The sequence below is a fragment of the Variovorax boronicumulans NBRC 103145 genome, assembly GCF_001591345.1.
Classification (GTDB): Bacteria; Pseudomonadota; Gammaproteobacteria; order Burkholderiales; family Burkholderiaceae_C; genus Variovorax; species Variovorax boronicumulans.
The window spans coordinates 84,743-108,653 of the sequence record NZ_BCUS01000002.1 but is presented as its reverse complement, the minus strand read 5'-3'; the positions used below and the strand labels follow the sequence as shown (position 1 = coordinate 108,653).

Annotated in this window: 22 protein-coding genes; 4 read left to right on the top strand and 18 right to left on the bottom strand. The window is 67.5% G+C overall.

The features are described from left to right. Positions 1-55 precede the first annotated feature (55 nt). On the top strand, positions 56-934 hold the full coding sequence (locus VBO01S_RS01335; protein ID WP_062469306.1) for a hypothetical protein: 879 nt from the start codon (positions 56-58) through the stop codon (positions 932-934). A 39-nt stretch (positions 935-973) separates the two neighbouring features. Here the strand turns inward: VBO01S_RS01335 and VBO01S_RS01330 are convergent, their stop codons facing one another. Both VBO01S_RS01330 and VBO01S_RS31605 read right to left on the bottom strand, forming a co-directional pair. Beyond that, the gene (locus tag VBO01S_RS01330; RefSeq protein WP_082817920.1) at positions 974-1,768 is read right to left on the bottom strand and encodes a LytR/AlgR family response regulator transcription factor; all 795 of its coding nucleotides are present in this window, start codon (positions 1,766-1,768) and stop codon (positions 974-976) included. Next, positions 1,765-2,820 carry a sensor histidine kinase gene (locus VBO01S_RS31605; protein ID WP_169805012.1) on the bottom strand — a complete coding sequence of 352 codons (1,056 nt, stop codon included), beginning with the start codon at positions 2,818-2,820 and terminating at the stop codon, positions 1,765-1,767. The genes VBO01S_RS01330 and VBO01S_RS31605 overlap by 4 nt, the downstream gene beginning before the upstream one ends. 238 nt (positions 2,821-3,058) lie before the next feature. Here VBO01S_RS31605 and VBO01S_RS01315 point away from each other — a divergent pair, with 238 nt between their 5' ends. Beyond that, on the top strand, positions 3,059-4,243 hold the full coding sequence (locus VBO01S_RS01315; RefSeq protein ID WP_062469297.1) for an alpha/beta fold hydrolase: 1,185 nt from the start codon (positions 3,059-3,061) through the stop codon (positions 4,241-4,243). 160 nt (positions 4,244-4,403) lie between these two features. Here the strand turns inward: VBO01S_RS01315 and VBO01S_RS01310 are convergent, their stop codons facing one another. After that, complete coding sequence (locus tag VBO01S_RS01310; protein WP_062469294.1) at positions 4,404-4,781, bottom strand: tautomerase family protein; 378 nt, start codon at positions 4,779-4,781, stop codon at positions 4,404-4,406. A gap of 83 nt (positions 4,782-4,864) precedes the next feature. Here VBO01S_RS01310 and VBO01S_RS01305 point away from each other — a divergent pair, with 83 nt between their 5' ends. Then, complete coding sequence (locus VBO01S_RS01305) at positions 4,865-5,722, top strand: LysR family transcriptional regulator (RefSeq protein ID WP_062469291.1); 858 nt, start codon at positions 4,865-4,867, stop codon at positions 5,720-5,722. Positions 5,723-5,732: 10 nt separating this feature from the next. Here the strand turns inward: VBO01S_RS01305 and VBO01S_RS01300 are convergent, their stop codons facing one another. Then, the gene (locus VBO01S_RS01300) at positions 5,733-6,335 is read right to left on the bottom strand and encodes a hypothetical protein (RefSeq protein ID WP_062469288.1); all 603 of its coding nucleotides are present in this window, start codon (positions 6,333-6,335) and stop codon (positions 5,733-5,735) included. A 158-nt stretch (positions 6,336-6,493) separates the two neighbouring features. Here VBO01S_RS01300 and kdsA point away from each other — a divergent pair, with 158 nt between their 5' ends. Next, entirely contained in the window at positions 6,494-7,345 is an 852-nt protein-coding gene (gene kdsA, locus VBO01S_RS01295) for a 3-deoxy-8-phosphooctulonate synthase (RefSeq protein ID WP_062469285.1), read from the top strand. A gap of 23 nt (positions 7,346-7,368) precedes the next feature. On the opposite strand, the gene VBO01S_RS01290 is transcribed toward kdsA, so the two are convergent. The 14 genes from VBO01S_RS01290 to flgG form a co-directional block, all read right to left on the bottom strand. Then, a complete protein-coding gene (locus VBO01S_RS01290; protein WP_062469283.1) occupies positions 7,369-8,427 on the bottom strand; it encodes a hypothetical protein in 1,059 nt (352 codons plus the stop codon). A gap of 184 nt (positions 8,428-8,611) precedes the next feature. Then, entirely contained in the window at positions 8,612-9,235 is a 624-nt protein-coding gene (locus tag VBO01S_RS01285) for a pentapeptide repeat-containing protein (RefSeq protein ID WP_062469280.1), read from the bottom strand. Positions 9,236-9,382: 147 nt separating this feature from the next. After that, positions 9,383-10,594 (bottom strand): flagellar hook-associated protein FlgL, encoded by a 1,212-nt coding sequence (gene flgL, locus VBO01S_RS01280; RefSeq protein ID WP_062469277.1) that lies wholly within the window; start codon positions 10,592-10,594, stop codon positions 9,383-9,385. Positions 10,595-10,623: 29 nt separating this feature from the next. Further along, positions 10,624-12,576, bottom strand: coding sequence for a flagellar hook-associated protein FlgK (gene flgK / locus VBO01S_RS01275; protein WP_255221028.1), 1,953 nt, complete (start codon positions 12,574-12,576; stop codon positions 10,624-10,626). Positions 12,577-12,699: 123 nt separating this feature from the next. After that, entirely contained in the window at positions 12,700-14,418 is a 1,719-nt protein-coding gene (locus VBO01S_RS01270) for a methyl-accepting chemotaxis protein (protein ID WP_062469270.1), read from the bottom strand. A 10-nt stretch (positions 14,419-14,428) separates the two neighbouring features. Continuing rightward, positions 14,429-14,953, bottom strand: coding sequence for a chemotaxis protein CheW (locus VBO01S_RS01265; protein WP_255221027.1), 525 nt, complete (start codon positions 14,951-14,953; stop codon positions 14,429-14,431). Positions 14,954-14,969: 16 nt separating this feature from the next. Next, positions 14,970-16,592: a methyl-accepting chemotaxis protein gene (locus tag VBO01S_RS01260; RefSeq protein WP_062469262.1), complete on the bottom strand. Its 1,623-nt coding sequence runs from the start codon at positions 16,590-16,592 to the stop codon at positions 14,970-14,972. Between the two features lie 16 nt (positions 16,593-16,608). Further along, a complete protein-coding gene (locus VBO01S_RS01255) occupies positions 16,609-18,192 on the bottom strand; it encodes a methyl-accepting chemotaxis protein (protein WP_062469258.1) in 1,584 nt (527 codons plus the stop codon). Positions 18,193-18,382: 190 nt separating this feature from the next. Next, positions 18,383-18,664 (bottom strand): hypothetical protein, encoded by a 282-nt coding sequence (locus VBO01S_RS01250; protein ID WP_062469256.1) that lies wholly within the window; start codon positions 18,662-18,664, stop codon positions 18,383-18,385. Between the two features lie 7 nt (positions 18,665-18,671). Beyond that, positions 18,672-20,237, bottom strand: a complete 1,566-nt coding sequence (locus VBO01S_RS01245; protein ID WP_082817918.1) for a methyl-accepting chemotaxis protein — start codon at positions 20,235-20,237, stop codon at positions 18,672-18,674. 70 nt (positions 20,238-20,307) lie between these two features. After that, positions 20,308-21,300, bottom strand: a complete 993-nt coding sequence (flgJ, locus tag VBO01S_RS01240; RefSeq protein WP_062469254.1) for a flagellar assembly peptidoglycan hydrolase FlgJ — start codon at positions 21,298-21,300, stop codon at positions 20,308-20,310. Between the two features lie 10 nt (positions 21,301-21,310). Beyond that, on the bottom strand, positions 21,311-22,432 hold the full coding sequence (locus VBO01S_RS01235) for a flagellar basal body P-ring protein FlgI (RefSeq protein ID WP_062469251.1): 1,122 nt from the start codon (positions 22,430-22,432) through the stop codon (positions 21,311-21,313). Beyond that, entirely contained in the window at positions 22,432-23,127 is a 696-nt protein-coding gene (locus tag VBO01S_RS01230) for a flagellar basal body L-ring protein FlgH (protein WP_062469249.1), read from the bottom strand. Before VBO01S_RS01230 ends, VBO01S_RS01235 begins: the two co-directional genes overlap by 1 nt. After that, positions 23,127-23,909 carry a flagellar basal-body rod protein FlgG gene (gene flgG, locus VBO01S_RS01225; RefSeq protein ID WP_062469245.1) on the bottom strand — a complete coding sequence of 261 codons (783 nt, stop codon included), beginning with the start codon at positions 23,907-23,909 and terminating at the stop codon, positions 23,127-23,129. The genes VBO01S_RS01230 and flgG overlap by 1 nt, the downstream gene beginning before the upstream one ends. Between the last annotated feature and the right edge of the window lie 2 nt (positions 23,910-23,911).

Below are 23,911 nucleotides of genomic sequence, written 5' to 3'. Positions count from 1 at the left end.
GGATGACGCGCCACTCCCACTAAGATGATTCCGGCCGCAACACGGAAGATCGCGCATGTCACACCCCATTTATCTGTCCAGCTCCTCCCTGCCCCGGATGCCGGAAGGCAGCCGCAACGAATGGCGCAGTTTCTTCGGCCATGGCGCGGAGCTGGAGGCCAACGCGTTCTTCCCGCTGTTCTGGCGGGCACTCTTCAGCCCCAGCGACATCCGGTACGCGCGCTTCATCGACGAATACGACATGGACGACGAAGCCTCGGCCGTCGACCGCGAGGAATGCATCGAGGATTTCGGCGCCGACGCGACCTACCCCTACCTCGTCATTGACAAGGCCGCAGCGGTTGCGCGGCTGGCGACACGGCGTGAAGCGATCCTCGGCGCTGTCGGAGAGCGCTACCGCCCGATCTACGCGTCGTTTGAAGCACTGATTGCGCAGCACTTCGGGGACTACCTCCTGCTGCGCACCTCCGGCCTGCCGGATGCGGCCGACGCCGAGTCATGGCTGCGCGCCGATCTTGAGGACATCGACGGTCTCCACGACAGCAAGGCGCTCGAAAGCCTGATGTCGGATCTTGCGAGGCACGACGCGGACCCGGTCTGGACATTGAGCGGCCTCGCGTCATCCAGCGATGGCGCCTGGCCCACGCCGGCGTTGCGAGAACACTTCCCCGACCCGCGACAACGGAAGGCCCGCAGATCGCCGACCCCACAGCAGATCGACGAACACGATCGCGCGTTCGCGGAACCCAAGGCGCACGCGGCCAAGAGCTGGCTCGACCCCGCCCTGGAATGGCTGGGCGCCTTCGTGGCGGCGGGTGCGGCCTTGGGCGCCTATTACTTCACCCAATCCACCTGGCTGGCCGTGCTGGCATTCTTGTGCGTCGCCGTGGCCTTGGGCTTCGGCATTGCGAGGCTGCGCGCCCCGAGACGATGAGCCCGGCCCTGGCCCCGTCCATCCACGAGCCCGCTGCCGCTACATCGCGCGAAACAGGTGCCCGAACGCCCGGCTGACCTTGAGCGATCGCGCCAGGCCACGCACCGACAGGCTGTAGCGCCCGTTCTCGTCGCGGGTGGCGCTCACGACGCAGTGGGTGTTGACGAGCACGCCGCGATGCACCTGCGTGAAGTCGGTGGCGTCGATCCGCGACACCAGATCGCGCAGGCTCATGCGCACCAGCGCCTCGCCCTGGGCCGTGACGACATTGACGTACTTCTCGGCGCTTTCCAGGCAGATCACCTCCGAGACCGGAATCATCCGCACGGTGTTGCCGACGCCGGCGCGGATGACCTTGATCTTTTCGGACGCGTCCGCCGGATCGGTGATCGACTGCACGCGCTGCATCAGGGCCGCCATGCCACCGGCCGCCGGTGTCCGCGCGCGCTCGTGCAACCTTTGCTTCAGGCGTTGCACGCAGACCTGCAGGCGTTCGAGCGTCGCCGGCTTGAGCATGTAGTCCATCGCCGCATGCTCGAACGCCGAAATCGCAAAATTGTCGTACGCGGTGATGAAGACGAAGAGCGGTTCGGCCTGGTCGTCGGGCCACTCGTCGGCGACGGACTCGGCGACTTCCAGGCCTGTCTTGCCCGGCATCTTGATGTCCAGGAACATCACATCGGGCGCCAGGGTCTGGGCCAGCTCGATCGCCTTCAGGCCATCGTCGGCAACGCCCACGATCTCCAGCTCGGGCCAGGCTTCGTGCAACAAGCGCTGCAGTGTTCTCGACAGCACCGGTTCGTCTTCGGCAATCACGCCGCGCCACGCGCTCACGATGGAATCCTCACGACCGCGCGAACGCCGCACGGCGATCGCGCTTGCAGAGACAGGGACGCACGCAAGCCATAGCGGGTCTGGAGGCGGTCACGCACATTTTTCAGTCCGGCCCCGCAGACCTCGCCGTCACCCGAAGCGGGCGGGTGCGGCGACAAGCCCAGACCGGAATCGTCTACCGCGACCTCGATGCCGCCCTCGATCGACCGTGCCAGCACTTCGATGCGTCCTGCGCCCAACTTCGGCTCCAGGCCGTGCCTGATGGCGTTCTCGACCAGCGGCTGCAACAGCATCGGCGGGATGGCGACTCGCGCCAGTTCGGCGGGCAGGTCGAGCCGGTAGGCCAGCCTGGGCCCCATGCGCAAGGACATGATGTCGAGGTACGCCCTCAGCTGGGCGAACTCCGACTGCAGCGTCGTCACCTCGTCGCGTGACGCTGCATGCGTGCTGCGCAGGTAGACGATCAGCTGGTCGATCATGCGCTCGGCCTGTCGCGGGTCTTCGTCGACGAGCGAGCGCAGAGTCGCCAGCGTGTTGAACAGCATATGGGGTTCGAGTTGCGCGCGCAGCAGCCGCAGTTCCGACTCGGTGGCCAGGCGCTGGGCGTCGGATCGGGCGACCGCCTCCTTGGCAAGCTGGTCACGCGTCGCGGCGACGTAGAGGACGAACATGGCCAGCACCAGGCCGAAGGCGAACGCCACCATGTAGTCGCTGTCATGACCCACGACGCGGCCGATCGGTTCGTCCAATATCAGGAGCGCGACCAGGTGACCGCCGAAGTACCCCGTCGGGATGGCGATCGCGCCGGTCAGAAGCCAACGGGGCAGCGCCTGCATTCGCCGCAGCCGTCCAAAGCGGCCCAGCACCGCGACGCACGCGATGAACACCATGCCGACGCATTCGACGAAGACGAACAGGCGCGCCGGTGTTTCGAGCGCAGGAGCGGCCCAGAAGAGCAGCCCGGCCGCGATCGCGCACAGCAGGAACGCGCCGGCCGTCAGCCGCGCGGCGCCCAGCCAGTGGGCGGGAATGGGTGAATCAACGCGGATCACGGGGGGCCGTCGGCTGCATGCATCGCGCCACTGTAGAGGTTGACACGCCATGCCGCTACCGATCCAGAGCCGGTGGGAGCGAGTTTGTCCTCGAGCCGTCGTTTGAGGGGACCGAACGGCGACCGCTCGATGCCGCCTCACGACCGTTGATGCCCTCCACCGGGCGTTTGGGCGCCAAACCGGATGCGCGCCTGGCAGCGGCCGCCGACAGTGCGGACCTCACCACCCGGGAGTCCCCATGCAACGATCTTCTTCTCTTTCGAACACGCTGCTTTGCGCCGCGGCCGCCGTCTGTGCCGCCCTCGTCACGACGCACGCACAGGCCTTCGACGGCATCGTGGAAAAGCAGGTGTTCAACCTGCCCACCTACACGACCGTGAATGGCCAGGTCATCAAGGGCGTGCGCATCGGCTATGAAACCTATGGCCGCCTGAATGCGGCGCGAGACAACGTGATCCTCATCAATCACTTCATCACCGGCACCTCGCACGCCGCCGGCCGGTATGCGGCGAGCGACGCCGCGCCGGGTTACTGGGACACGATCATCGGCGCCGGCCTGCCGATCGACACCGATCGGTTCTTCGTCATCGCGACCGACGCGTTGGCCAACCCCAATCGCGCATCGGCCACCGTCGTCAGCACCGGCCCGGCCAGCATCGACGCCGCCACCGGCAAACCGTACGGCCCGCGCTTCCCGGTGCTGGCGGCGCGGGACACGGTGGAGGTGCAGAAGGCCCTGCTCGATGCGTTGGGCATTCGAACCCTCTACGCCGTGGCGGGCGCGTCGGCCGGCGCCTGGATGTCGGTGGAATGGGCCTCGGCCTACCCGGAGCGCGTGCAACGCCTAGTGTCCATCGTGGGGCCTGGCGTCGACAGCCCGGCCTACGCGATCGCCAAGATGAGCTCGTGGGGCGCGGCCGTGCGGCTGGACCCGAACTGGTCCCACGGCGACTACCACGGCAAGGCCGAGCCGCTGGCCGGCATGACGCAGGCCATGCGGCTGGTCACGCTCGACGCGCTCAGCTTCGCCTGGGCCGACAAGGCCTTCGGCCAGAAGTGGGCCGACCCGGGCAAGAACCCCGGCGAAGCGGCTGCGAACCAGTTTGCGGTCGATGCCACCCTCGAGAAGATCGGCGAAGCGCGTGCCAAGGGCATGGACGCCAACAGCTGGCTGTACACGCTGAAGGCCTTGCAGTTGCCCAGCGCCAAACCAGAGCGCATCAAGGCCAGGTCGCTGTTCGTGGGCATCAGCTCGGACCAGATCTTTCCGCCGCTCCTGTCCAAACGCGCCGTGGAGATCCTCAAGGCGCAAGGCACGCCGGCAGAGTATGTCGAGATGAACAGTCCCAACGGCCACGCCGATGCACTGGGTGCCACCATCGGCCTGGCCGGGCCGGCGATTGCGTCGCTCCTGGCGAAGTAGGCGGGCGGTGAGCGACCGAACCAGGACCTTGGGTCTGCGGCGTTGTCGGGGGGCGTCCGGTCGGGAAGAGGACGCCGGCCTCTTTCAAATTCCGTCCACCAGTTTTCTGGAATCGCGCGATGGATGCAGGCTTTCTTCTTGAGGCTGAAGGAGCCATTCCTCAGGCAAATTGCGCCAGCCCATGCCCGACGGACCAGTTCTCCCTGGGTGCATCGGCCAGGGTCACGAACACGTCCTCCGGCCGTATCCCCGGGCTCTCGGCCAGCAGCTGCGCAATGCGCTGGAACAGCGCCTTCTTCTGCTGCGCGGTGCGCGTGTTGAAAACGGTGATCTGGATGTACAGGAGATCGTCGCTGCGCGCGACACCGAAGGCGCCTCCATATCGGAAGTTGGCGGCCTCGTGCTCGGTGATCGTCATGAACTGGTCGTCTTGCGGCACGTTCAACGTGTCGCGCAGGGCGCGATAGAGGCTGTCGAAGATCGCCTGCCGGTACGCCTCTGGCTTTCCCGCGCGCATCGAGATGTGAATGGTGGGCATCGCTGCTCCGGGTCATGGTGGAACAGCGGATGTTATGTATTCAGATTTGCTATTGATACTTATCTCAATAACAATCTTTTGTCATGACTGATCGCCCGCTGGATCTCGACGCCGTTCAGGCCTTCGTTCGCATCACCGAGCTGGGCAGCTTCACGCGCGCCGCGGAAGTCATGCAGACCACGCAGGCAGGGATCAGCCTGAAACTGAAACGCCTCGAAGACAGGCTGGGCTGCCGGCTCCTGGAGCGCACACCCCGGCACGTGGAACTGTCGGCGCGCGGTGCCGCCTTCCTGGGACATGCCCGGGAACTCCTGGCGGTCCACGATCGCACGCTGGCGGCCTTTGCGAGCGCCCGCCAGCGCCTGACCATCGGCATCAGCGACCACGTGGCGGGCCCGGAGTTGCCCGCGCTGATCGCCCGCATGAACGCGCAAGACGCGCAGCTGCTGATCGACATCCGGATCGGCTCCTCGGGCGATCTGCTCCAGAGCTACGACCGACGCGAACTCGACACGGTCATCGTCCGGCTGCACGCGGGACGCACGGACGGAAAGCTTCTGACGCAGGAGCGCTTCGGCTGGTTCGCTGCCGCAGGCTGGCAGCACCGCGTGGGTGAGCCCCTGCCGCTGGCCACGATGGCGCAGCCCTGCGGCGTGCGCGCGCTGGCGGAGCAGCTCCTGGACACGGCCGGCATCCCGTGGACCGAGGTGTTTGTGGGCGGCGGCGTCGCAGCCGTCGCGGCGGCGGTGGTGGCCGGACTGGGCGTCGCGGCGTTGGCACCGCGCATGCTGCCCTTGGGCTGCGTCGACGTGGGGCCCAAGCTGGGCCTGCCCGACCTGCCGCGCCTGCCCGTCCTGCTGCACTCCCGGGTCCGGGAGGCTCGGGCGCGGGAGGCCGTGGACGCCCTGTCTGCGGCGTTCAGGAGCGTGGCAAGAAACTGATCCGACCGCGTCAGGGCGCGCGTTCGTCCACCACGAAGCCCCAGAAATCGTCGTCGCAGTGGATGCAATGGTCCAGGAAGGATTGCATGCCGCTGGCGTGGAACCACACCAGGCCCTGCGCCTCGTCGCACAGCGCATCGGCCTGCGCGTCCAGGCCGAGCGATGGGAGGTGGGCCAGTTCCATGTCGGCCAGGAACTCCTGCGTGTCCAGCTTGCCTGCAAAGAGGTCGTGGTCGAGGCTGGCGATACGGCCCTTGTGCCGGCCGTGCAGCACCTCCACGAACGGGTTGCCCGCGGGGTCGCTGCCGATGTCCAGAAACCAGTCGGCCAGCAGGCTCTCGGCCTGCAGTGTCTCCAGGTCGCAGTGGGGGTCCGAAGCGCCGAAGCTGTTGAGCGCTCGGAAGTTGGCATGCGACGCGCTGCTCGCCGTGCCGTCTGGCTGCACATAGGCCGCGATGTCGCCGGCCTGCTCCATCTCGTACAGCGAGAAGCCGTTCTGGGTTCGCAGGAAGGTGGCGTAGGCGTCGGAGAAACCGAGGCGGCGCTGCAGCGCGTCGACCGCTTGCGAGGAGGCCGGTGCGCGGCCAAAGGGATTGGGGAAAAGTACTTTCATGGCGTTCGCTGCAGCCTAACGCGGATCGCGGCGCACCGGCCCCGCGTCGAGGTCGTGCACCGTCCCTATCGGCCAGGCAGGTTCAGGCCGTAGCCCATTCTGGGCCAGAAGCCGAACCGCGAGAATGCGGGGCAACAGACACTTCAGAGGAGCTCGCCTTGACCACCGTCGCCATCACCCCCGCCATCACCGTCAGCAACAGCAGTGCCTTTGTCCTGTTCGGCGGCGTGAACGTCCTCGAGTCGAAAGACATGGCCCTGCGTGCCGCGGAAGAATACGTCCGGGTCACGCAGAAGCTCGGCATTCCCTATGTCTTCAAGGCGAGCTTCGACAAGGCCAATCGCTCGTCCATCCATTCCTACCGGGGCCCCGGCCTGGAAGAGGGCCTGAAGATCTTCGAGGCCGTCAAGGCCGCGTTCGGCGTGCCCGTGCTCACCGACGTGCACGAGCCCTGGCAGGCGAAACCCGTCGCCGAAGTGGTGGACGTTCTGCAACTGCCTGCGTTTCTCGCGCGCCAGACCGACCTGGTCGTCGCGCTCGCCCAAACCGGCAAGGTCATCAACGTCAAGAAGCCCCAGTTCCTGAGCCCGACGCAGGTGCTCAACATCGTGGAGAAGCTCAAGGAGGCGGGGAATTCCTCCGTCATCCTGTGCGACCGCGGCACCTGCTTCGGCTACGACAACCTGGTGGTGGACATGCTCGGCTTCGGCACCATGAAGAAGGTCACCGGGGACTTGCCGGTCATCTTCGACGTGACCCATGCGCTGCAGCAGCGCGAGGCCAACGCCATCGCCTCGGGCGGACGGCGCGAGCAGGTGGCCGAACTGGCGCGTGCGGGCCTGGCAGTGGGCCTGGCGGGCCTCTTTCTCGAAGCGCATCCCGACCCGGCGCAGGCGAAATGCGACGGTCCCAGCGCCCTGCCGCTGGACCAGCTGGAGCCTTTCCTCACGCAGCTGAAGGCGTTGGACGACCTGGTGAAGTCGTTCGCGCCCCTTCACATCCGCGCCTGAACAGGACGCTCCCGCACGGGCCTCTAGCGGCTGTCGAGGCGCGCCTTCATGTAGCAGGCCCGCAGGAGCGCCTGTTCGCGATGGGGATCGTGCAGGCCATTGCCCATCGGCCGGGTCCGGCTCGCCGCCTCCTGCAGCGCTCCGGCGTGGTACTCGGCCAGCGACTGGGGCGGAACCGCCAGCGCGCCTGCGGCGTATTCGACCCTGGCTTTTTCCGTCATCCAGCCCTGCACGCGCTCGCGAGACCCGGTGTGCGTGCGGCGGTAGTAGCGGTCGGCCTCCACCTCCGATTGATAGAAGGTGTCGATGGCGGTCCGCAGGGCGTCCGAACACCGCGACATCAGCATGTCCACGGAGGGTTCGCTGCGCGAGGATGCTCTCGCCGCGGGGACGCTGCCCGCCTGGACCGTCGGGCGTTCCGGCGCCGCGGCCTCGTTCGGCATGGCGGCCGAGTCGCAATTCCTGGCGCCCGAATGCCTGCATTCGGAGACGAGCCGCACGTACTCCTGCTGATAGACCTTGCGCGTGGCCGCGCGATCTTCGGGCGTCAGGTTGCCGCAGCTGCGATCGAGGTACTCGATCATCGTGTAGTTGTGGACCCGGTCCGCACCGGGACCCGAGGCCTGCGTGGCGCGTTGCTGCAGCGCCTTGCATTCTTCCGAGGAGGCACGCGTTCGCTGCGAGGGCGCAGGATTCGCGGCCTTCGCCTCCTTCTCGGAGAAGCAGTACCCCCTGTAGCCCCGCCCTTCCACATACCGCCAGCGGCCCGTGCCCCGGTGCTTGGTCGAGCAGGCCCACCAGTGCACGGTGCCGTGCAGGAGGTTGCCCTCCTTCTTGCCGGGGCCCAGTGTGCTGAGTCCGCCGTTGGGGCACTGGAAGGCCTCGGAGCTGTCGAAGAAGTGCTTGGTCTGCCGCGGGTTCTCGACGCAGAAGCCGACGTCGACGCTGTAGTTGCACTGGTTGAAAAGCGTGCTGTCCTTGCCGATGACGCAATGGCTGTCGGTGCCGTCGTTCGCGGCCAGGGCGGGCAAGGCCGTGCCCAGCAGGAAGACGCTCAGGGCCAGGTTGCGAACGATCGGCATGCTTTTCTCCTCCAGGATGGCGCCTGAATCTAGCCGGCCGATTCGCAAACGAAATACCGCTTTTGTGGGAGGCCACGGGAACCGGTGGCCCGCCTCGCAAGACGCAAGTGGAGAAGCAATCCCACGCCAACGGCAGGCAGCTTGCTTCCTGCCTCGTGTTCATCGCACCCGCGCTGTCTCGTTTCTATTCCTCCGGCCTGACGTCCATTCCCAGCGCCTCGGCGATGGTCAAGGCTTGCACGGCGGTGATGACTGCGCCTTGGAGCTGCACGTGCTGCGGTTCGAGTGCGCTCAGGTCACTGCCACGCAGGTCGCACCGCGAGAAGTTGGCGCTGTGCAGCCAGGCCCCCGACAGATCGACATCGCGAAGAACGCCGCCGTCGCACCGAGCGCCCGTGAGGTCGACCTCCCGCATCCGTGTGCCGTTGAACGACGCCTTGCGCAGGTCGGCCCCCGGCAGGCCGGCAAACGACCAGTCGCCGCCGACGGCCTTCATCACCTCGAACATGCAGCCATCGAACATGCTGCCGATGAACTTGCAATCGATGAAGCTGGCATCGAAGAACTTGCAGGCGACAAACGTGCAATTGACGAAAGCCGCATCCGTGTGGACCGACGCATTGAAGCGCGCGCTCCGGAACGTGCAGTCGGTGAACACCGAGCCGGTGTTCCTGGCCTCCGTCATGTCCAGATCGCTGAACAGGACGGCGGTGTAGGTTTGCCGGTCGATGTCCTTGCCGTACCAGCGCTCTCCAGCCAGCGTGGTCTGGGTCGCAGGTGCCGGTGCCCCATATGCACGTTCGGCCATGGATCGATTCTCCGAGGAAGGTGGGGGTGGTGCGCGGCTGCCAGGCGGACGACCGGCGGCAGCCAGTCGACGCATTCTGCCCGCGTCCATCGCGACGATGGGCTTCCTCCTCCAGTGGCCAGCACGCAGCCGCTGGCCACCCCACCCTCACAGGTAGTTGAAAAGCGAAATGCTGTTCAGCTTGGCAAACGTCATCTGCGTCGCCTGCAGCGACGACTGCCGCTGGTAGAACTCGGAAATCGCCGTGTACGGATCGAGGTCCTCGATCGACGACAGGTAGCTTTCTTCCTGCAGCTTGTTCATCGCACCCGCGCTGTCGAGCGCCTGCAGCTCGACCTGGCGCGAGCCCACCGACGACAGCACGGTGAGCACGTTGTCGTGCGCGTTCGTGACCTTCACGTTGGCGGTGCTCAAGGCGTTGCGCAGCTGCGCCTGGGCCGCCGCGCCGCCGCCATTGAGCGGTGCGCGCAGCGCAGTCACCAGCTCGCCCAGCGCTGCGAAGATGTCGGTGCCGGCGTTCTGCGCGGTCGACACGTCGAAGCTGTCGCCGTTGGCCGGCGTGCCGCTGATCGCGATCTGCACGCCGCCGAACGAGATCGGGGTGCCGGCGGTGAAGGCGCCGCTCGCGGCCACCACGGGCGGCGTGTCCTTCGTCATCACCGTGTAGTCGGTGCCGGTGAAGCGGATCGTGAAGTCCTTGCCGTAGTTCGGTGCGGTGGCGTCGGTGATGCTCACCGCGCCGAACACACCCGAGCCGGTGTTGGCAGGCGAGCCCGAGGTCACATAGCCCGCACCGCCTTGCACCGACTGGAAGATGCTGCGGCCGTCGTCCGAGGTCGACATCTGGCGCGCCACGTCGATCTGCATCAGCCGCTCGCCCTGGTCGCCCACGTACTGCACGCCGCCGCCGGCGGCCATCACGAAGGGCGGGCTGCCGCTCTTGAAGCCGGCGAACAGGTACTGGCCGCTGCCGTTGTCGCTGTTGGCCACGCCCACGAGCTGCTCCAGGCTGCTCTGGATGGCCGTGGCAAGCGAGCCGCGATCGGCGTCCGAGAGGCCGCCGCCGCCGGCCTGCACGACCAGCGTCTTCACGTGCTGCAGGATCGACGTCACCGAGTCGAGCGCGTTCTCTTCGGTCGACAGCGCCAGCGCCGCGCGCTGGCGGCTGGTGGCGAACTGGGCGCCCTCCGCCAGCGTCTGGCTCACGCCGAGCGCGCGCGCCGCGCCCACCGGGTCGTCGCCGGCCGACAGGAACTTGGAGTTGGTCGCCAGCTGCTGCTGGACCTTGAACAGCTTCTGCTGCTGCAGGCCCATCGACTGCAGGCTCTGTTCGTAGAAGGATTGGGTGCTGATGCGCATCGCGGGTCCTGGAATCTGTACAAAAGGGTTCAGCTGCGGATGCCGAGGATGGCGTCGAACATCGCCGAGGCGGTCTGGATCACCTTGGCGTTGGCCTGGTACATCTGCTGGAACATCAGCAGGTTGCCGGTTTCCTCGTCCTGCACCACGCCCGAAATCGCGCGCTGGCTGGCCTTGATCTGGCCGGTGACGCTGTCCTGCGTGACGGCGGCCACCTTGATCGACATGGCGCGGTTGCCGACGTCGCTCACCAGCTGCGAGTAGGCGCCGTTGAAGGTCGCGGTGCCGTTCGACATCGTGGTCTTGCGCTGCAGCGCACCCAGCAGCAGCGCATTGCCGCCGTCGGAAACACCGCCGGTGTTCTTGCCGATGGTGAAGGTGTCGCCCTGCGCGGGCGCGCCCGTCATGGCCACGGTGATGCCGTCGAAGCTCATCTTCGCGCCGGCCGTGTACGGCACGGGCGTGCCGGCCGGGTAGCTGGTGGCGGTGCCGTCGGCGCGCGTGACGGTCACGGCCGAGCCGGCCGGAAAGCCCGACAGCGTGCCGGTGCCCGCGTTGAAGCTCAGCGTGACGTTGCCGGCCAGCGGCGAGCCCGGGTAGGCGGCATCGACGCTGGCCGCGCCCAGTGCGCCGCTGCCCTTGTTGCCCGCGGTGTTGCCGGTGATCACGGGCGAGGCGGCCGCCACCTTGGCCGGGTCGCGCACCAGCACCTCGAGGTCGCGCGCGCCGGTGCGCGTGGGCTGCACCAGGAACGAATCGCCGGCCTGCGCCGTGCCGCTCGCGGCCGTGAGGCTCACGCCGTCGAAGCTGATCGGGAAGGTGGTGAAGCTGCCCATCGGCGTCTTGTCCGAGAGCCGCGTGACCGTGTAGGTGAGCGTGCCCCCCACGTCGGTGACGCTCACGTTGTAGTCGCTGGTGGTGAGCTTGGACGCATCGGTCAGCGTGGCGCCGAGCTCGAGGTTGCCGGCGTTGCCAGCATTGGCGATGGTGCCCGGCACGGCCTGCGAGAAGAAGTTCTGGCCCAGTGCGCCGTTCAGGTCCACGCCCAGCTTGTGCTGCGCGTTCACCGCGTCGGCCACCGACATGGCGAGCCGGCCGATGGCGTTCTGCGTGGGGATCAGCGTGTCCTTGCGAAAGGCCATGAGGCCGCCGAGCACGCCGCCGGTGAAGGCGCTGTCGTCCAGCTCGACGGTGTTGCCGGCAAAGCCCGACAGCGCCACGACCTGGCGCGTGGGGTCGGCCGACGACGTCACCGCCGCCATCTTGGAAGCGTGGTCGCCCACCACCAGCGACTGGCCGGTGGCGATGAACACGTTGTACTTGCCGTCGTCCTGCTGCAGCACGCGCACGTCGACCACCTGGCTCAGCTCGCTCACGAGCTGGTCGCGCTGGTCGAGCAGGTCGTTCGGCGCTTGGCCGCCGGCCACCGCGCTCATCTGGCTGATCTGCTGGTTCAGGCTGGCGATCTTGGCGGCATAGGTGTTGATCTGGCTCACGCTGCCCACGATCTGCTCATTCACCGAGGTGTTCAGGTCCGACAGGTACTGGTCGGTCGCGCGGAACTTGCTGGCCAGCGACTGCGCCGCGCTGATCATCTGCTGGCGCGCCGCCGGGTCGGCCGGCGTGTTGGCCACGCCCTGCACGCTGGTGAAGAAGCTCTGCATCAGCGGCGCGATGCCCGAGGTCTTGTCGGCCAGCAGCTGGTCGATGCGGTTGACCTGCACGCCGTTGGTGGCCAGCGCGGCCGACTGCGACTGCGCGGTGGCCAGCTGCGCCGTGAGGTAGCGGTCGTAGCTGCGCGACACGGTCGTCACGTTGGCGCCCGAGCCGATGAAGCCCGAGCCGCTGGCAATGCCGCCGGCGGAGGCGATCTGCGCGATCTGACGGCTGTAGCCGGCCGTGTACACGTTGGCGGTGTTGTGGGCCGTGGTCATCAGCGCGGTGCGGGCGACCGCGAGGCCGCTCAGACCTGTGTAGAACATGCTTCCGGACATAAGGCTTTACCTGTCAAAGGGGTGTGGGGGAGCGGCATCACGCGATGCCTCCCCATGGTTATCGGCAGCGCGCGCCCGAAGTTGAGGGCGCGCGGTGTCATTGCGCCTGGCTCAGAACTCCGACCAGTCGCCCTTGGCATCGCCGGCCATGGCGAGCTGCGGTGCGCCACTCGGTTCACGGCGTGCAGGCAGCGCCTTGGCACGCGGCTTGGGCGTCGGCTTCGGCGGCTTGGGGATCGGCGTGATGCGCGTGAAGCTGGCGCGGGTCGTTGCGACCGCGTTCGCGTCGAGCTTGAAGACGCTCACGGCCTGCACGAGGGCGCCGGCCTGTTCCTGCAGCGACTGCGCGGCGGCCGAGGCTTCTTCGACCAGCGCCGCGTTCTGCTGCGTCACCTGGTCCATCTGCGTGATCGCCTGGTTGATCTGCTCGATGCCCGAGGTCTGTTCCTGGCTCGCCGCCGTGATCTCGCCCATGATGTCGGTCACGCGCTTGACGCTGCCGACGATCTCTTCCATCGTGCGGCCGGCTTCTGCGACTTGCTTGCTGCCTTCTTCGACCTTTTCTACCGAGTCGCCGATCAGGGTCTTGATTTCCTTGGCGGCGGCTGCGGAGCGTTGGGCGAGGCTGCGGACTTCAGAAGCCACGACTGCGAAGCCTCGGCCTTGCTCGCCAGCGCGTGCGGCTTCAACAGCAGCGTTCAGCGCCAGGATGTTGGTCTGGAATGCGATGCCATCGATCACGCCGATGATGTCGACGATCTTTTTCGACGAAGCGTTGATCGAGCCCATCGTGTCCACGACCTGCGACACCACCGCGCCGCCCTTCACTGCGACTTCCGAAGCGGAGACGGCCAGCTGGTTCGCTTGACGCGCGTTGTCCGCGTTCTGCTTCACCGTCGAGGTCAGTTCTTCCATCGACGCCGCCGTCTGCTCCAGCGAACTCGCCTGCTCTTCCGTGCGCGACGACAAATCCTGGTTGCCCGAAGCGATCTGCCCCGACGCCGTAGCGATCGTCTCCGTGCCCGTGCGCACTTCACCCACCACCTTGGCGAGATTCGCGTTCATGTCCTTCAGCGCCTGCATCAGCTGCCCCGTCTCGTCGCGGCTGTCCACGCGGATGTTCGCGCTCAGGTCGCCGGCCGCCACCGTCTCGGCCACGCCCACGGCCTTGGCCAGCGGGCGCACGATGCTGCGCGAGATGAAGAAGGCGAACAGGCCGCCCAGCAGCACCGTGAGCGCCGTCAGCAGCAGCCGCAGGTTGAAGCTCTTCGCATTCGCCGCGTCGATGGCGTGGCTCATGTCGTCGATGGCGCGGCGCTCGATGGCCAGCAGCTCGAGCACACGGTTTTCATAGGCCTTGGCGGCCGGCTGGAACGACAGCTGGTAGGCGCGCACGGTCTCGACCGTGTTGCCGCTGGCCTTGGCACGGGTCACCTCGTCCTTGGCGGCCTGGTACTTGGCGCGCAGCTCGACGATGGACTTGTAGGTCGCCTTTTCCTCGTCGGTGACCAGCAGCGCCTCGACCTTGGCCATGGTCTCGCTGCCCTTCTTCACGCTCTCGGAGATCACGTCGGCGAACAGCATCGGCAGCGCCTCGTCGGTGGTGCGCGCGATCATCGAGGTGCGCGCAATGGCCGAGTAGGTCAGCACGTACCAGTCGGAAATGAGCCGCTCCTTGGCCAGCGGGCTCTGCATCATGATGCGCGTGGCTTCGGCGTTCTTGTGCGCCGACATCAGCCCCACCGCGCTGGAGATGAGCGTCAGCCCCAGCACGATGGCGAAGGCAAGGGTCAGGCGGGTGCCGATGCGAAGGTTCGAAAAGAATGTCATGGGGTGGTCCTCAAACGGTGGCGGCGGCTTCGATGAGGCCCATTTCTTCGCTGGACATCAGCCGGTCGATGTCCACCAGGATCAGCATGCGTTCGTCCAGCGTGCCCAGGCCGATCAGGTAGTCGGTGTCGAGCACCGAGCCCATCTCGGGCGCCGGCTTGATCTGCTCGGCCGTGAGCGTGATCACGTCGGACACGCTGTCCACCACCATGCCCACCACGCGGCCCGCGATGTTCAGCACGATCACCACCGTGAACTGGTCGTAGGTGGGTGCGCCCAGCTCGAACTTGATGCGCATGTCGATGATCGGCACGATGATGCCGCGCAGGTTGACCACGCCCTTGATGTAGTCCGGCGCGTTCGCGATGCGCGTCACGGCGTCGTAGCCGCGCAGCTCCTGCACCTTCTGGATGTCGATGCCGTATTCCTCGTCGCCGAGCTTGAAGGTCACGACCTCCAAGCGGTTGGCCACGGCGGATGCGGACGGCGCCGCGCCATTCGATCGCGGTGATGTGTCTCTGGTGTTGTTCAACATGTGTTCTTCTCCTCGTTCAATACGCATCCCGGGCGCCGGCACCCTCGCCCGCCCCGGTCCTGAATACCCCTGCGGCCCGGACCAGGCCCTGCGCCTGTTCCTGCAGCGACTGCGCCGTGGCAGAGGCCTCTTCGACCAATGCGGCGTTCTGCTGCGTCACCTGGTCCATCTGCGCGATGGCCTGGTTGATCTGCTCGATGCCCGAGGTCTGCTCCTGGCTCGCCGTCGTGATCTCGCCCATGATGTCGGTCACGCGCTTCACGCTGCCGACGATCTCCTGCATGGTCCGGCCGGCCTCGGCCACCTGCTTGCTGCCCGCCTCGACCTTCTCCACCGAGTCGCCGATCAGGGTCTTGATTTCTTTCGCCGCAGCGGCCGAGCGCTGCGCGAGGCTGCGCACTTCCGACGCGACCACGGCGAAGCCCTTGCCCTGCTCGCCCGCGCGCGCGGCTTCCACGGCCGCGTTCAGCGCCAGGATGTTGGTCTGGAACGCGATGCCGTCGATCACGCCGATGATGTCGACGATCTTTTTCGACGAGGCGTTGATCGAGCCCATCGTGTCCACGACCTGCGACACCACGGCGCCGCCCTTCACCGCCACTTCCGACGCGGAGACGGCCAGCTGGTTCGCCTGCAGGGCGTTGTCGGCGTTCTGCTTGACGGTCGAGGTCAGCTCTTCCATCGACGCCGCCGTCTGCTCCAGCGAGCTGGCCTGCTGCTCGGTGCGCGAGGACAGGTCTTCGTTGCCCGAGGCAATCTGGCTCGACGCCGACATCACGCCCGCAACGTTCGCGCCCACGTCCGCGACGATCGCGAAGAGGTTGGCGCTCATCTGGTTCAGCGCGCGCAGCAGCCCCGCGATCTCGTCGCCCGGCCGCACCGTGAAGCGCACCAGGTCGCCGCCCGCGATGGTGCGCGCGACCTCGATGGCTTCATCGAGCGGACGGAACACCGTGCGCCCAAGGAACGCACCGAGGCCCAGCCACGCCAGCGCGGCGCCGAGGCTGCCCGCTGCCACGGCGGTGGGCAGCCAGCTGTGCGCGCCGGACGCAGCGGCCAGACGGGATGCTTCCATCCAGCCCAGCGCGCCCAGGCCCGCTGACAGCGCGGCCGCCGCGAGGGTCACGCCGAACACGCGGCGCCGCACCGGAATGCGCCGCAGCCGCGCCAACGGATTGGCCCAGCCGCTGCGCACCACCTCGCCCTGCAGCAGCTCGAGGCCCTTGGCCTCGCCTTCCCGCATGCGGCGGTAGAGGGCATCGGCGGCGGCCACGTCCTCGCGCGCGGGGCGGCTGCGCACGGACATGTAGCCCTCCACGCGGCCCTGGTGGCGGATCGGCGTGACGTTGGCCAGCACCCAGTAGAAGTCGCCGTTCTTGCGCCGGTTCTTGATCAGGCCGGTCCAGGGCAGGCCCTGGTCGAGCGTGCGCCACAGGTCGGCGAAGGCCTCGGGCGGCACGTCGGGGTGGCGCACGATGTTGTGCGCCTTGCCCAGCAGTTCGCCGGCCGTGAAGCCGCTGGCCGCGACGAAGGCCGGGTTGACGTAAGTGATGCGGCCCTTGAGGTCGGTGCGGGACACCAGGGCCTCTTCCTTCGAGAGTTCGTATTCGATGTCGGTGACGGGCAGGTTGACACGCATGGCCGGTGCGTCGCCTTCAGGCCAGGGCCAGCGCGTTGCCGTGGCTGCTGCTGCTGCCGCCGAGGCGGAACACGCCGACGACCTGCGACAGGCTGCCCGCCTGCTCCTGCAGCGACTGCGCGGCGGCCGAGGCTTCCTCGACCAGCGCCGCGTTCTGCTGCGTCACCTGGTCCATCTGCGTGATCGCCTGGTTGATCTGCTCGATGCCCGAGGTCTGTTCCTGGCTCGCCGCCGTGATCTCGCCCATGATGTCCGTCACGCGCTTCACGCTGCCCACGATTTCTTCCATCGTGCGGCCGGCTTCTGCGACTTGCTTGCTGCCTTCCTCGACCTTCTCCACCGAGTCGCCGATCAGGGTCTTGATTTCCTTCGCAGCGGCTGCGGAGCGTTGGGCCAAGCTGCGGACTTCGGAGGCGACCACGGCAAAGCCACGACCTTGCTCGCCAGCGCGTGCGGCTTCAACAGCAGCGTTCAGCGCCAGGATGTTGGTCTGAAACGCGATGCCGTCGATCACACCGATGATGTCGACGATCTTCTTGGAAGATGCATTGATCGAGCCCATCGTGTCCACGACCTGCGACACGACCGCCCCACCCTTCACTGCAACTTCCGAAGCAGAAACCGCCAATTGATTGGCTTGCCGCGCGTTGTCCGCGTTCTGCTTCACCGTCGAGGTCAGCTCTTCCATCGAAGCGGCCGTCTGCTCCAGCGAGCTGGCCTGCTCTTCCGTGCGCGACGACAAATCCTGGTTGCCCGAAGCGATCTGTCCCGAGGCCGTGGCAATGGTCTCCGTGCCCGTGCGCACTTCGCCCACCACCTTCGCCAGGTTGGCGTTCATGTCCTTCAGCGCCTGCATCAGCTGGCCCGCTTCGTCGCGGCTGTCCACGCGGATGTTCGCGCTCAGGTCGCCGGCGGCCACCGTCTCGGCCACTTCGAGCGCATGGCCCAGCGGGCGCACGATGCCCAGCGTGAGGCGCCAGGCGAACAGCGCGCCCAGCGCCAGCGCGATGGCCGACAGCACGAGCAGCGTGGTGCGGCCTTCGGTGTGGTCGGCCGCGATGCCCTTGGCGGCGGCGTCGATCTTCTCGCGCTGGTGGTTGGCCAGGTTTTCGACGGCGCCGGCGTAGACGGCGAGCGCCGCGCTGAACTTAGTGTCGACCAGCACATTGGCTTCGTCGATCTTCTTCTCGTCCTTGAGCTTGTTGAGCGTGCCCACGGTCTCGAGCACGACGACGCGCGCCGCGACCACCGCGGCATAGAGCGCCTTTTCTTCCGGCGTGGCGAGCATGGCTTCCAGCTGCTTCTGCGCCGGCGTGATGCGCGCCGAACCCGCCGCCTGGAGCTTGGCGAAATAGGCCGCCACCTCGGGGTCGGTGGTCTTGACCATCGCGTAGTTGGCGACGGTGTTCGACTTGAGCAGGCTGAGCCATTCGGCCGCCAGCCGCTCCTTGACCAGCGCGCCCTGCACCATCTCGTCGGTGGCCTGGCCCACGTTCGTCAGGCGCAGCACGCCCGTGCCCGCAATGAACGCCATCAGCAGCAGCAGCACCGCGAAGCCGAGCCCCAGGCGGGTGCCGATTTTCAGATCCTTCAAACTCATTGCGCTTCTCTTCCTTCAATAACGGGGGACGGTGGCCGCATCGCGCGGCGGGCCACCGGCATGACATGACGGCATGGCGGGACGGCGGCCTGCGCCACCCCGTCTCCCTGTTATCGGCAGCACGCCGCCAGACTTGAGTCTTTTTTCTGAATATCGGTGCGGATCAGGGCGCGGGCGCATGCGTTCTCTGTCAGGCGTCGGTGGCGTTGACGTGCTGGAACACCCGGTCCAGCCGCTCGGCCACCTTGGCGTCGTGGTGACTTGCACGGGCCCGCGCATGCGCCGCGAAGCCCGCGAGCCCCAGGCCCGTCAGGCAGGCGGCACCCGCGAGTGCCCACACGGCATGGAGCGCCCAGGCGCAACCGGTGCCGACATGGAAGCCGAGGAAGAGCGCCACGGCCAGCAGCAGGAGCAATGCGGCGAAGCCCATGCCGACGCGGCGCAGGGCTTTCGGATGGAAATGCGTGGACACGGGGTGTTCAGGCCGCAACGGCTTCGTCGGCGTCGAGCTTGAAGGTGCTCACGGCCTCGACCAGAGCGCCCGCCTGTTCCTGCAGCGATTGCGCGGCGGCCGAGGCTTCTTCGACCAGCGCCGCGTTCTGCTGCGTCACCTGGTCCATCTGCGTGATCGCCTGGTTGATCTGCTCGATGCCCGAGGTCTGCTCCTGGCTCGCCGCCGTGATCTCGCCCATGATGTCGGTCACGCGCTTGACGCTGCCCACGATCTCTTCCATCGTGCGGCCGGCTTCGGCGACCTGCTTGCTGCCTTCTTCGACCTTTTCTACCGAGTCGCCGATCAGGGTCTTGATTTCCTTGGCGGCGGCTGCGGAGCGTTGAGCCAAGCTGCGAACTTCCGAAGCCACGACGGCGAAACCGCGACCTTGCTCGCCAGCGCGTGCGGCTTCAACGGCCGCATTCAACGCCAGGATGTTTGTCTGGAACGCGATGCCGTCGATCACGCCGATGATGTCGACGATCTTCCTGGACGACGCATTGATCGAGCCCATCGTGTCCACCACTTGCGACACGACAGCGCCGCCTTTCACTGCAACTTCCGAAGCCGACACGGCCAGCTGGTTCGCCTGTCGCGCGTTGTCCGCGTTCTGCTTGACCGTCGAGGTCAGCTCCTCCATCGACGCCGCCGTCTGCTCCAGCGAACTGGCCTGCTCTTCCGTGCGCGACGACAGATCCTGGTTGCCCGCCGCGATCTGCCGTGACGCCACCGCGATCGAATCGGTCGAAGCCTTGATGCGCGTCACGAGGTCGGTGAGCGTGTCTTCCATCTCGCCCATGCCGCGCAGCAGCCGGCCGAAGTCGCCGCCGCGTTCGGTCTCGAACTCCTGGCTCAGGTCGCCCGAGGCCACGGTCTCGGCGATCAGCAGTGCCTCGGCGACCGGATCGGCAATGCTGCGCGTGAGCAGCCATGCGAGCACCGCGCCCAGCGCCAGCGCGGCCACGGCCAGCGCGACGATGTAGATGAGGCCCGCACGGTACTGCGCGTCGATGGCGGCGGCGGTGCTGTCGATGTGCTTTTGCTGGTGCGCCACCATGGCGCGGATGCCTGCGTCGTAGCCGTCGAGCATCGGCAGCAATTGCGTGTCGGTGCGCGTCGCGGCCTCGTCCTTGCGGCCTTCGGTCTTCAGCTGGAGGATCTGCTGGCGCAGCGCGACGTACTCGCCGCGCCGCTTCTGGATGTCGGCGCTCAGCGCCAGTTCTTCCGGCGACACGAGCAGCGCCTCGAGCGCCTTCTGCGTCTCGGAGATGGTGGCGCTGGTGGCGGCGATCTGCTTTTGCAGGTGGGCCTGCACCTGCGCGTCGTCGCTCTTGAGCAGCGAGAAGGTGCGCACGCTGTTGGTGGCCGTGCCCAGCTGCCAGGCCGTGGCTAGGCGCTCCTTCGACAGGGTGCGCGACGCCATGTCCTGCGTGGCCTCGCCCACGCCCTGCAGCCGCAGCACGCCGATGCCCGCCACGGCCACCAGCAGCGCCAGCACCAGCGCAAAGCCGGCGCCCAGCCGCATTCCGATCGTCCAGTTCTTTATCGTCATTCGCTTGTCTCCTCTCGGGGCCTCTCGTGTCGTTGTTCTCGGGTCCGGGCAGTCAGGCTGTGCGAGCGGCTCAGCCGAACTTCTGCATGATGCGAACCAGCTTCTCGCCGTACTTCGGGTCGGTGGCATAGCCCGCGCGCTGCAGGCCGTGCGCCGCCTCGGCCGGGTCGGCAGTCGCCAGCACGTTCGCGTAGCGCGGGTTGCGCGTGATGAAGCGCGCGTAGTCGGTGAAGGCCTCCTCGTACGAGGCGTAGGCGCGGAACTTCGCGCGCACCTTCTGCGGCTCGCCGTCGATGTATTCGGTGGTGGTGGTCTCGACCGTCGCGCCCTTCCAGCCCTTGTCGGCCTTGATGCCGAAGAGGTTGAAGCTTTGCGTGCCGTCGTCGGCGCGGATCTCGCGCTTGCCCCAGCCGGATTCGAGCGCGGCCTGCGCCAGGATCAGCGGCGCGGGCACGCCACTGGCGGCGCTGGCCGCCTGTGCGGAGGCGCCCATGCGGTCCACGAACGCATCGACCTGGCCTTGCAGCGAGGCGTTCGCGGCCGGTGCGGGGCCACTCCTGACTTGGTAGACACCGAGGTCGGCCGCCGTCGACACGCGCGCGCCGGGCGACGAGCCGATGGGAATGCCCGCGCGCGGGCCGTACGGCAGGCCGGCGGGCGGCTCCAGCGACATCGGCCGCGTGCCGATGCCGTCGTCGGCTTCGGTCGCCGCCGAAGGCAATTGCCGCCGCAGCTGCGCCAGCATCGCCTCGGCCAGCCCCACGCCGCGCCCCGAGAGGTTCTGCGTGAGCTGCTGGTCGAACATCGACAAATAGACCTTCTGGTCCTGGCTGTCGAGCAGGCCGCTCGAAGGCGTGGCCTCTCGCATGCTCTTGAGCACCATGTTCATGAACAGCGCCTCGAACTGGCGCGAGACCTGCTGCAGGCCCTCTTCGGGCGAGGTGCGCACGGTGCGCCGCAGCGCATCGACGCCCTGCACGTCGAGCGCAAAACGCTGGTCGAGCGCACCGCTGCGGCTGGCCGCGTCGGTGCCGGTCCACGCGGTGTGGGGAGAGATGGTCATGCCGTCGGCCTCAGATGATCTCGAGCTCGGCGCTCAGGGCGCCGGCCGACTTCATGGCCTGCAGGATCGACACCAGGTCCTGCGGATTGGCGCCCAGGCTGTTCAGCCCCTTCACCACATCGGCCAGCGAGGCGCCGCCACGCACCATCTGGATCGCGCCACCGCCCTGGTTGACGGAAATCTGCGAGGTCTGCGCCACCACCGTGCTGCCGCCCGAGAACGCGCCCGGCTGGCTGATCACCGGCTCGGTGTTGATCACCACCGACAGGTTGCCGTGCGCGATGGCGCAGTCTTTCACGCGCACCGCCTGGTTCATCACGACCGAGCCCGTGCGCGCATTGACCACCACCCGCGCGCCCGCCTGTGTGGGCGTGACCTCGAGCTCCTGCAGCTGCGCGAGGAAGCCCACGCGCCGCTGCGGCTCGGGCGCCTGCACGCGGATCACGCGCGCGTCCATCGCCTCGGCGGTGCCGGCGCCGAACTGGCGGTTGATGGCGTCCGTGGCGCGCTGCGCGGTGCCGAAGTCGGAGCGGTTCAGCTCGATGGTGAACGAGCCTTCCGCACCCACCGGCGCCTCGACCGTGCGCTCCACCAGCGCGCCGGCGGGAATGCGCCCCGAGCTCAGCTGGTTGACCTGCACCTTGCTGCCGTTGGCCGACGCACCCGCGCCGCCCACCACCATGTTGCCCTGCGCCACCGCGTAGGTCGCGCCGTCCACGCCCTTGAGCGGCGTCATCAGCAGCGTGCCGCCGCGCAGGCTCTTGGCATTGCCCATGGACGACACGGTGACGTCGATGTTCTGCCCCGGCCGCGCGAACGACGGCAGCGTGGCCGTCACCATGACGGCCGCCACGTTCTTCAGCTGCATGTTCACGCCCTGCGGGATCGTGATGCCCAGCTGCTGCAGCATGTTGTTCAGGCTCTGCGTGGTGAACGGCGTCTGCATCGTCTGGTCGCCCGTGCCGTCCAGGCCGACCATGAGGCCGTAGCCGATGAGCGGGTTGTCGCGCACGCCCTGGATGCTGGCGAGTTCCTTCAGGCGTTCCGCGTGTGCGGGCGCGATGAACAGGAGCGCGCACAGCGCCGCGATGCGCCAGCGATTCGAAGAGGGTGAAGCCTGGAGGTGCGTCATCAGAAAGGCATCACGTTCAGGAAAATTCTTTGCATCCAGCCCATGTGCTGGGCCTCGTCGATGTAGCCCTTGGCCGAGTACTCGATGCGCGCATCGGCCACCAGCGTCGAGGGCACGGTGTTGTTGCCCGACACGGTGCGCGGGTTCACCACGCCCGAGAAGCGGATGTACTCGGTGCCCTGGTTGATGCCCATCTGCTTCTCGCCGCTCACCAGCAGGTTGCCGTTGGCCATGACGTCGGTCACGGTGACGGTGATCACGCCGTTGAAGGTGTTGTTGGCGTTGGCGCCGCCCTTGGCGTTGAGCGTGTTGGTGCCCGACAGCTTGGTCTCCTGCCCGTCGAGCAAACCGCCGATGAGCTTGGGAATGGCCGCGAACACGCTGGTCGTGTTGCCCGTGCGGCTGGCGTTGGCGCCCGAGTTCTTGGTCGCGTTGACCTTCTCGCTGATGAGGATGGTGAGGATGTCGCCGACGTTGCGCGGACGGCGGTCCTCGAACAGCGCGTTGGCGCCGGGGCCGTCCTGGAAGATCGCGCCCGGGGCACGCCGCGCCTGCACCGCCGCGTACTGGTCGGCACGCGCCGTCATCGGCTGGTGCACCAGCGGCTCGCGCGGCACCTGCGCGCAGCCGGCGGCCAGCGCGGCCACGAGCAGCAGCGCCGCCGCCCGGCGAAGAAGACGCACCCCCGCACGCATCACAACTGGGCCAGGCGCTGCAGCATCTGGTCCGAGGTCTGGACCGCCTTGCTGTTGATCTCGTACGAACGCTGGGTGGCGATCATGTTGACCAGCTCTTCCACCACGTTGACGTTGGAGGCCTCCACATAGCCCTGGCTCAGCGTGCCCGCGCCGTCCACGCCGGGGTTCACCTGGTTGGGTGCGCCCGAGGCGTCGGTCTCGGCGTACAGGTTCTCGCCCTGGCTCTGCAAGCCGGTCGGGTTGACGAAGGTCGCGAGCTGCAGCTGGCCGACCTGCACGGTGTTGGTACCGCCCGCCTGCACCACCGACACGATGCCGTCGCGGCCCACGGTGATGCTGGTGGCGTTGGCCGGGATGGTGATGGCCGGCTGCACCGGGAAGCCGCTGGCCGTGACCAGCTGGCCGTCGCGGTCGGTCTGGAACGAACCGTCGCGCGTGTACGAGGTGGTGCCGTCGGGCATCAGCACCTGGAAGAAGCCGCTGCCGCTGATGGCCACGTCGGTCGGCTTGTCGGTCTTGGTGAGGTTGCCCTGCGAGTGGATGCGCTCGGTGGCGACCACGTGCACGCCGGTGCCGACCTGCAGGCCCGAAGGCAGGCGCGTCTGGTCGGAGCTCTGGCCGCCGACCTGGCGCAGGTTCTGGTAGACCAGGTCTTCGAACACGGCGCGGCTGCGCTTGAAGCCGGTGGTGCCGACGTTGGCCAGGTTGTTGGAGACCACGTCGAGCTGCGTCTGCTGCGCGTCCAGGCCGGTCTTGGCGATGTAGAGGGAGCGGATCATTG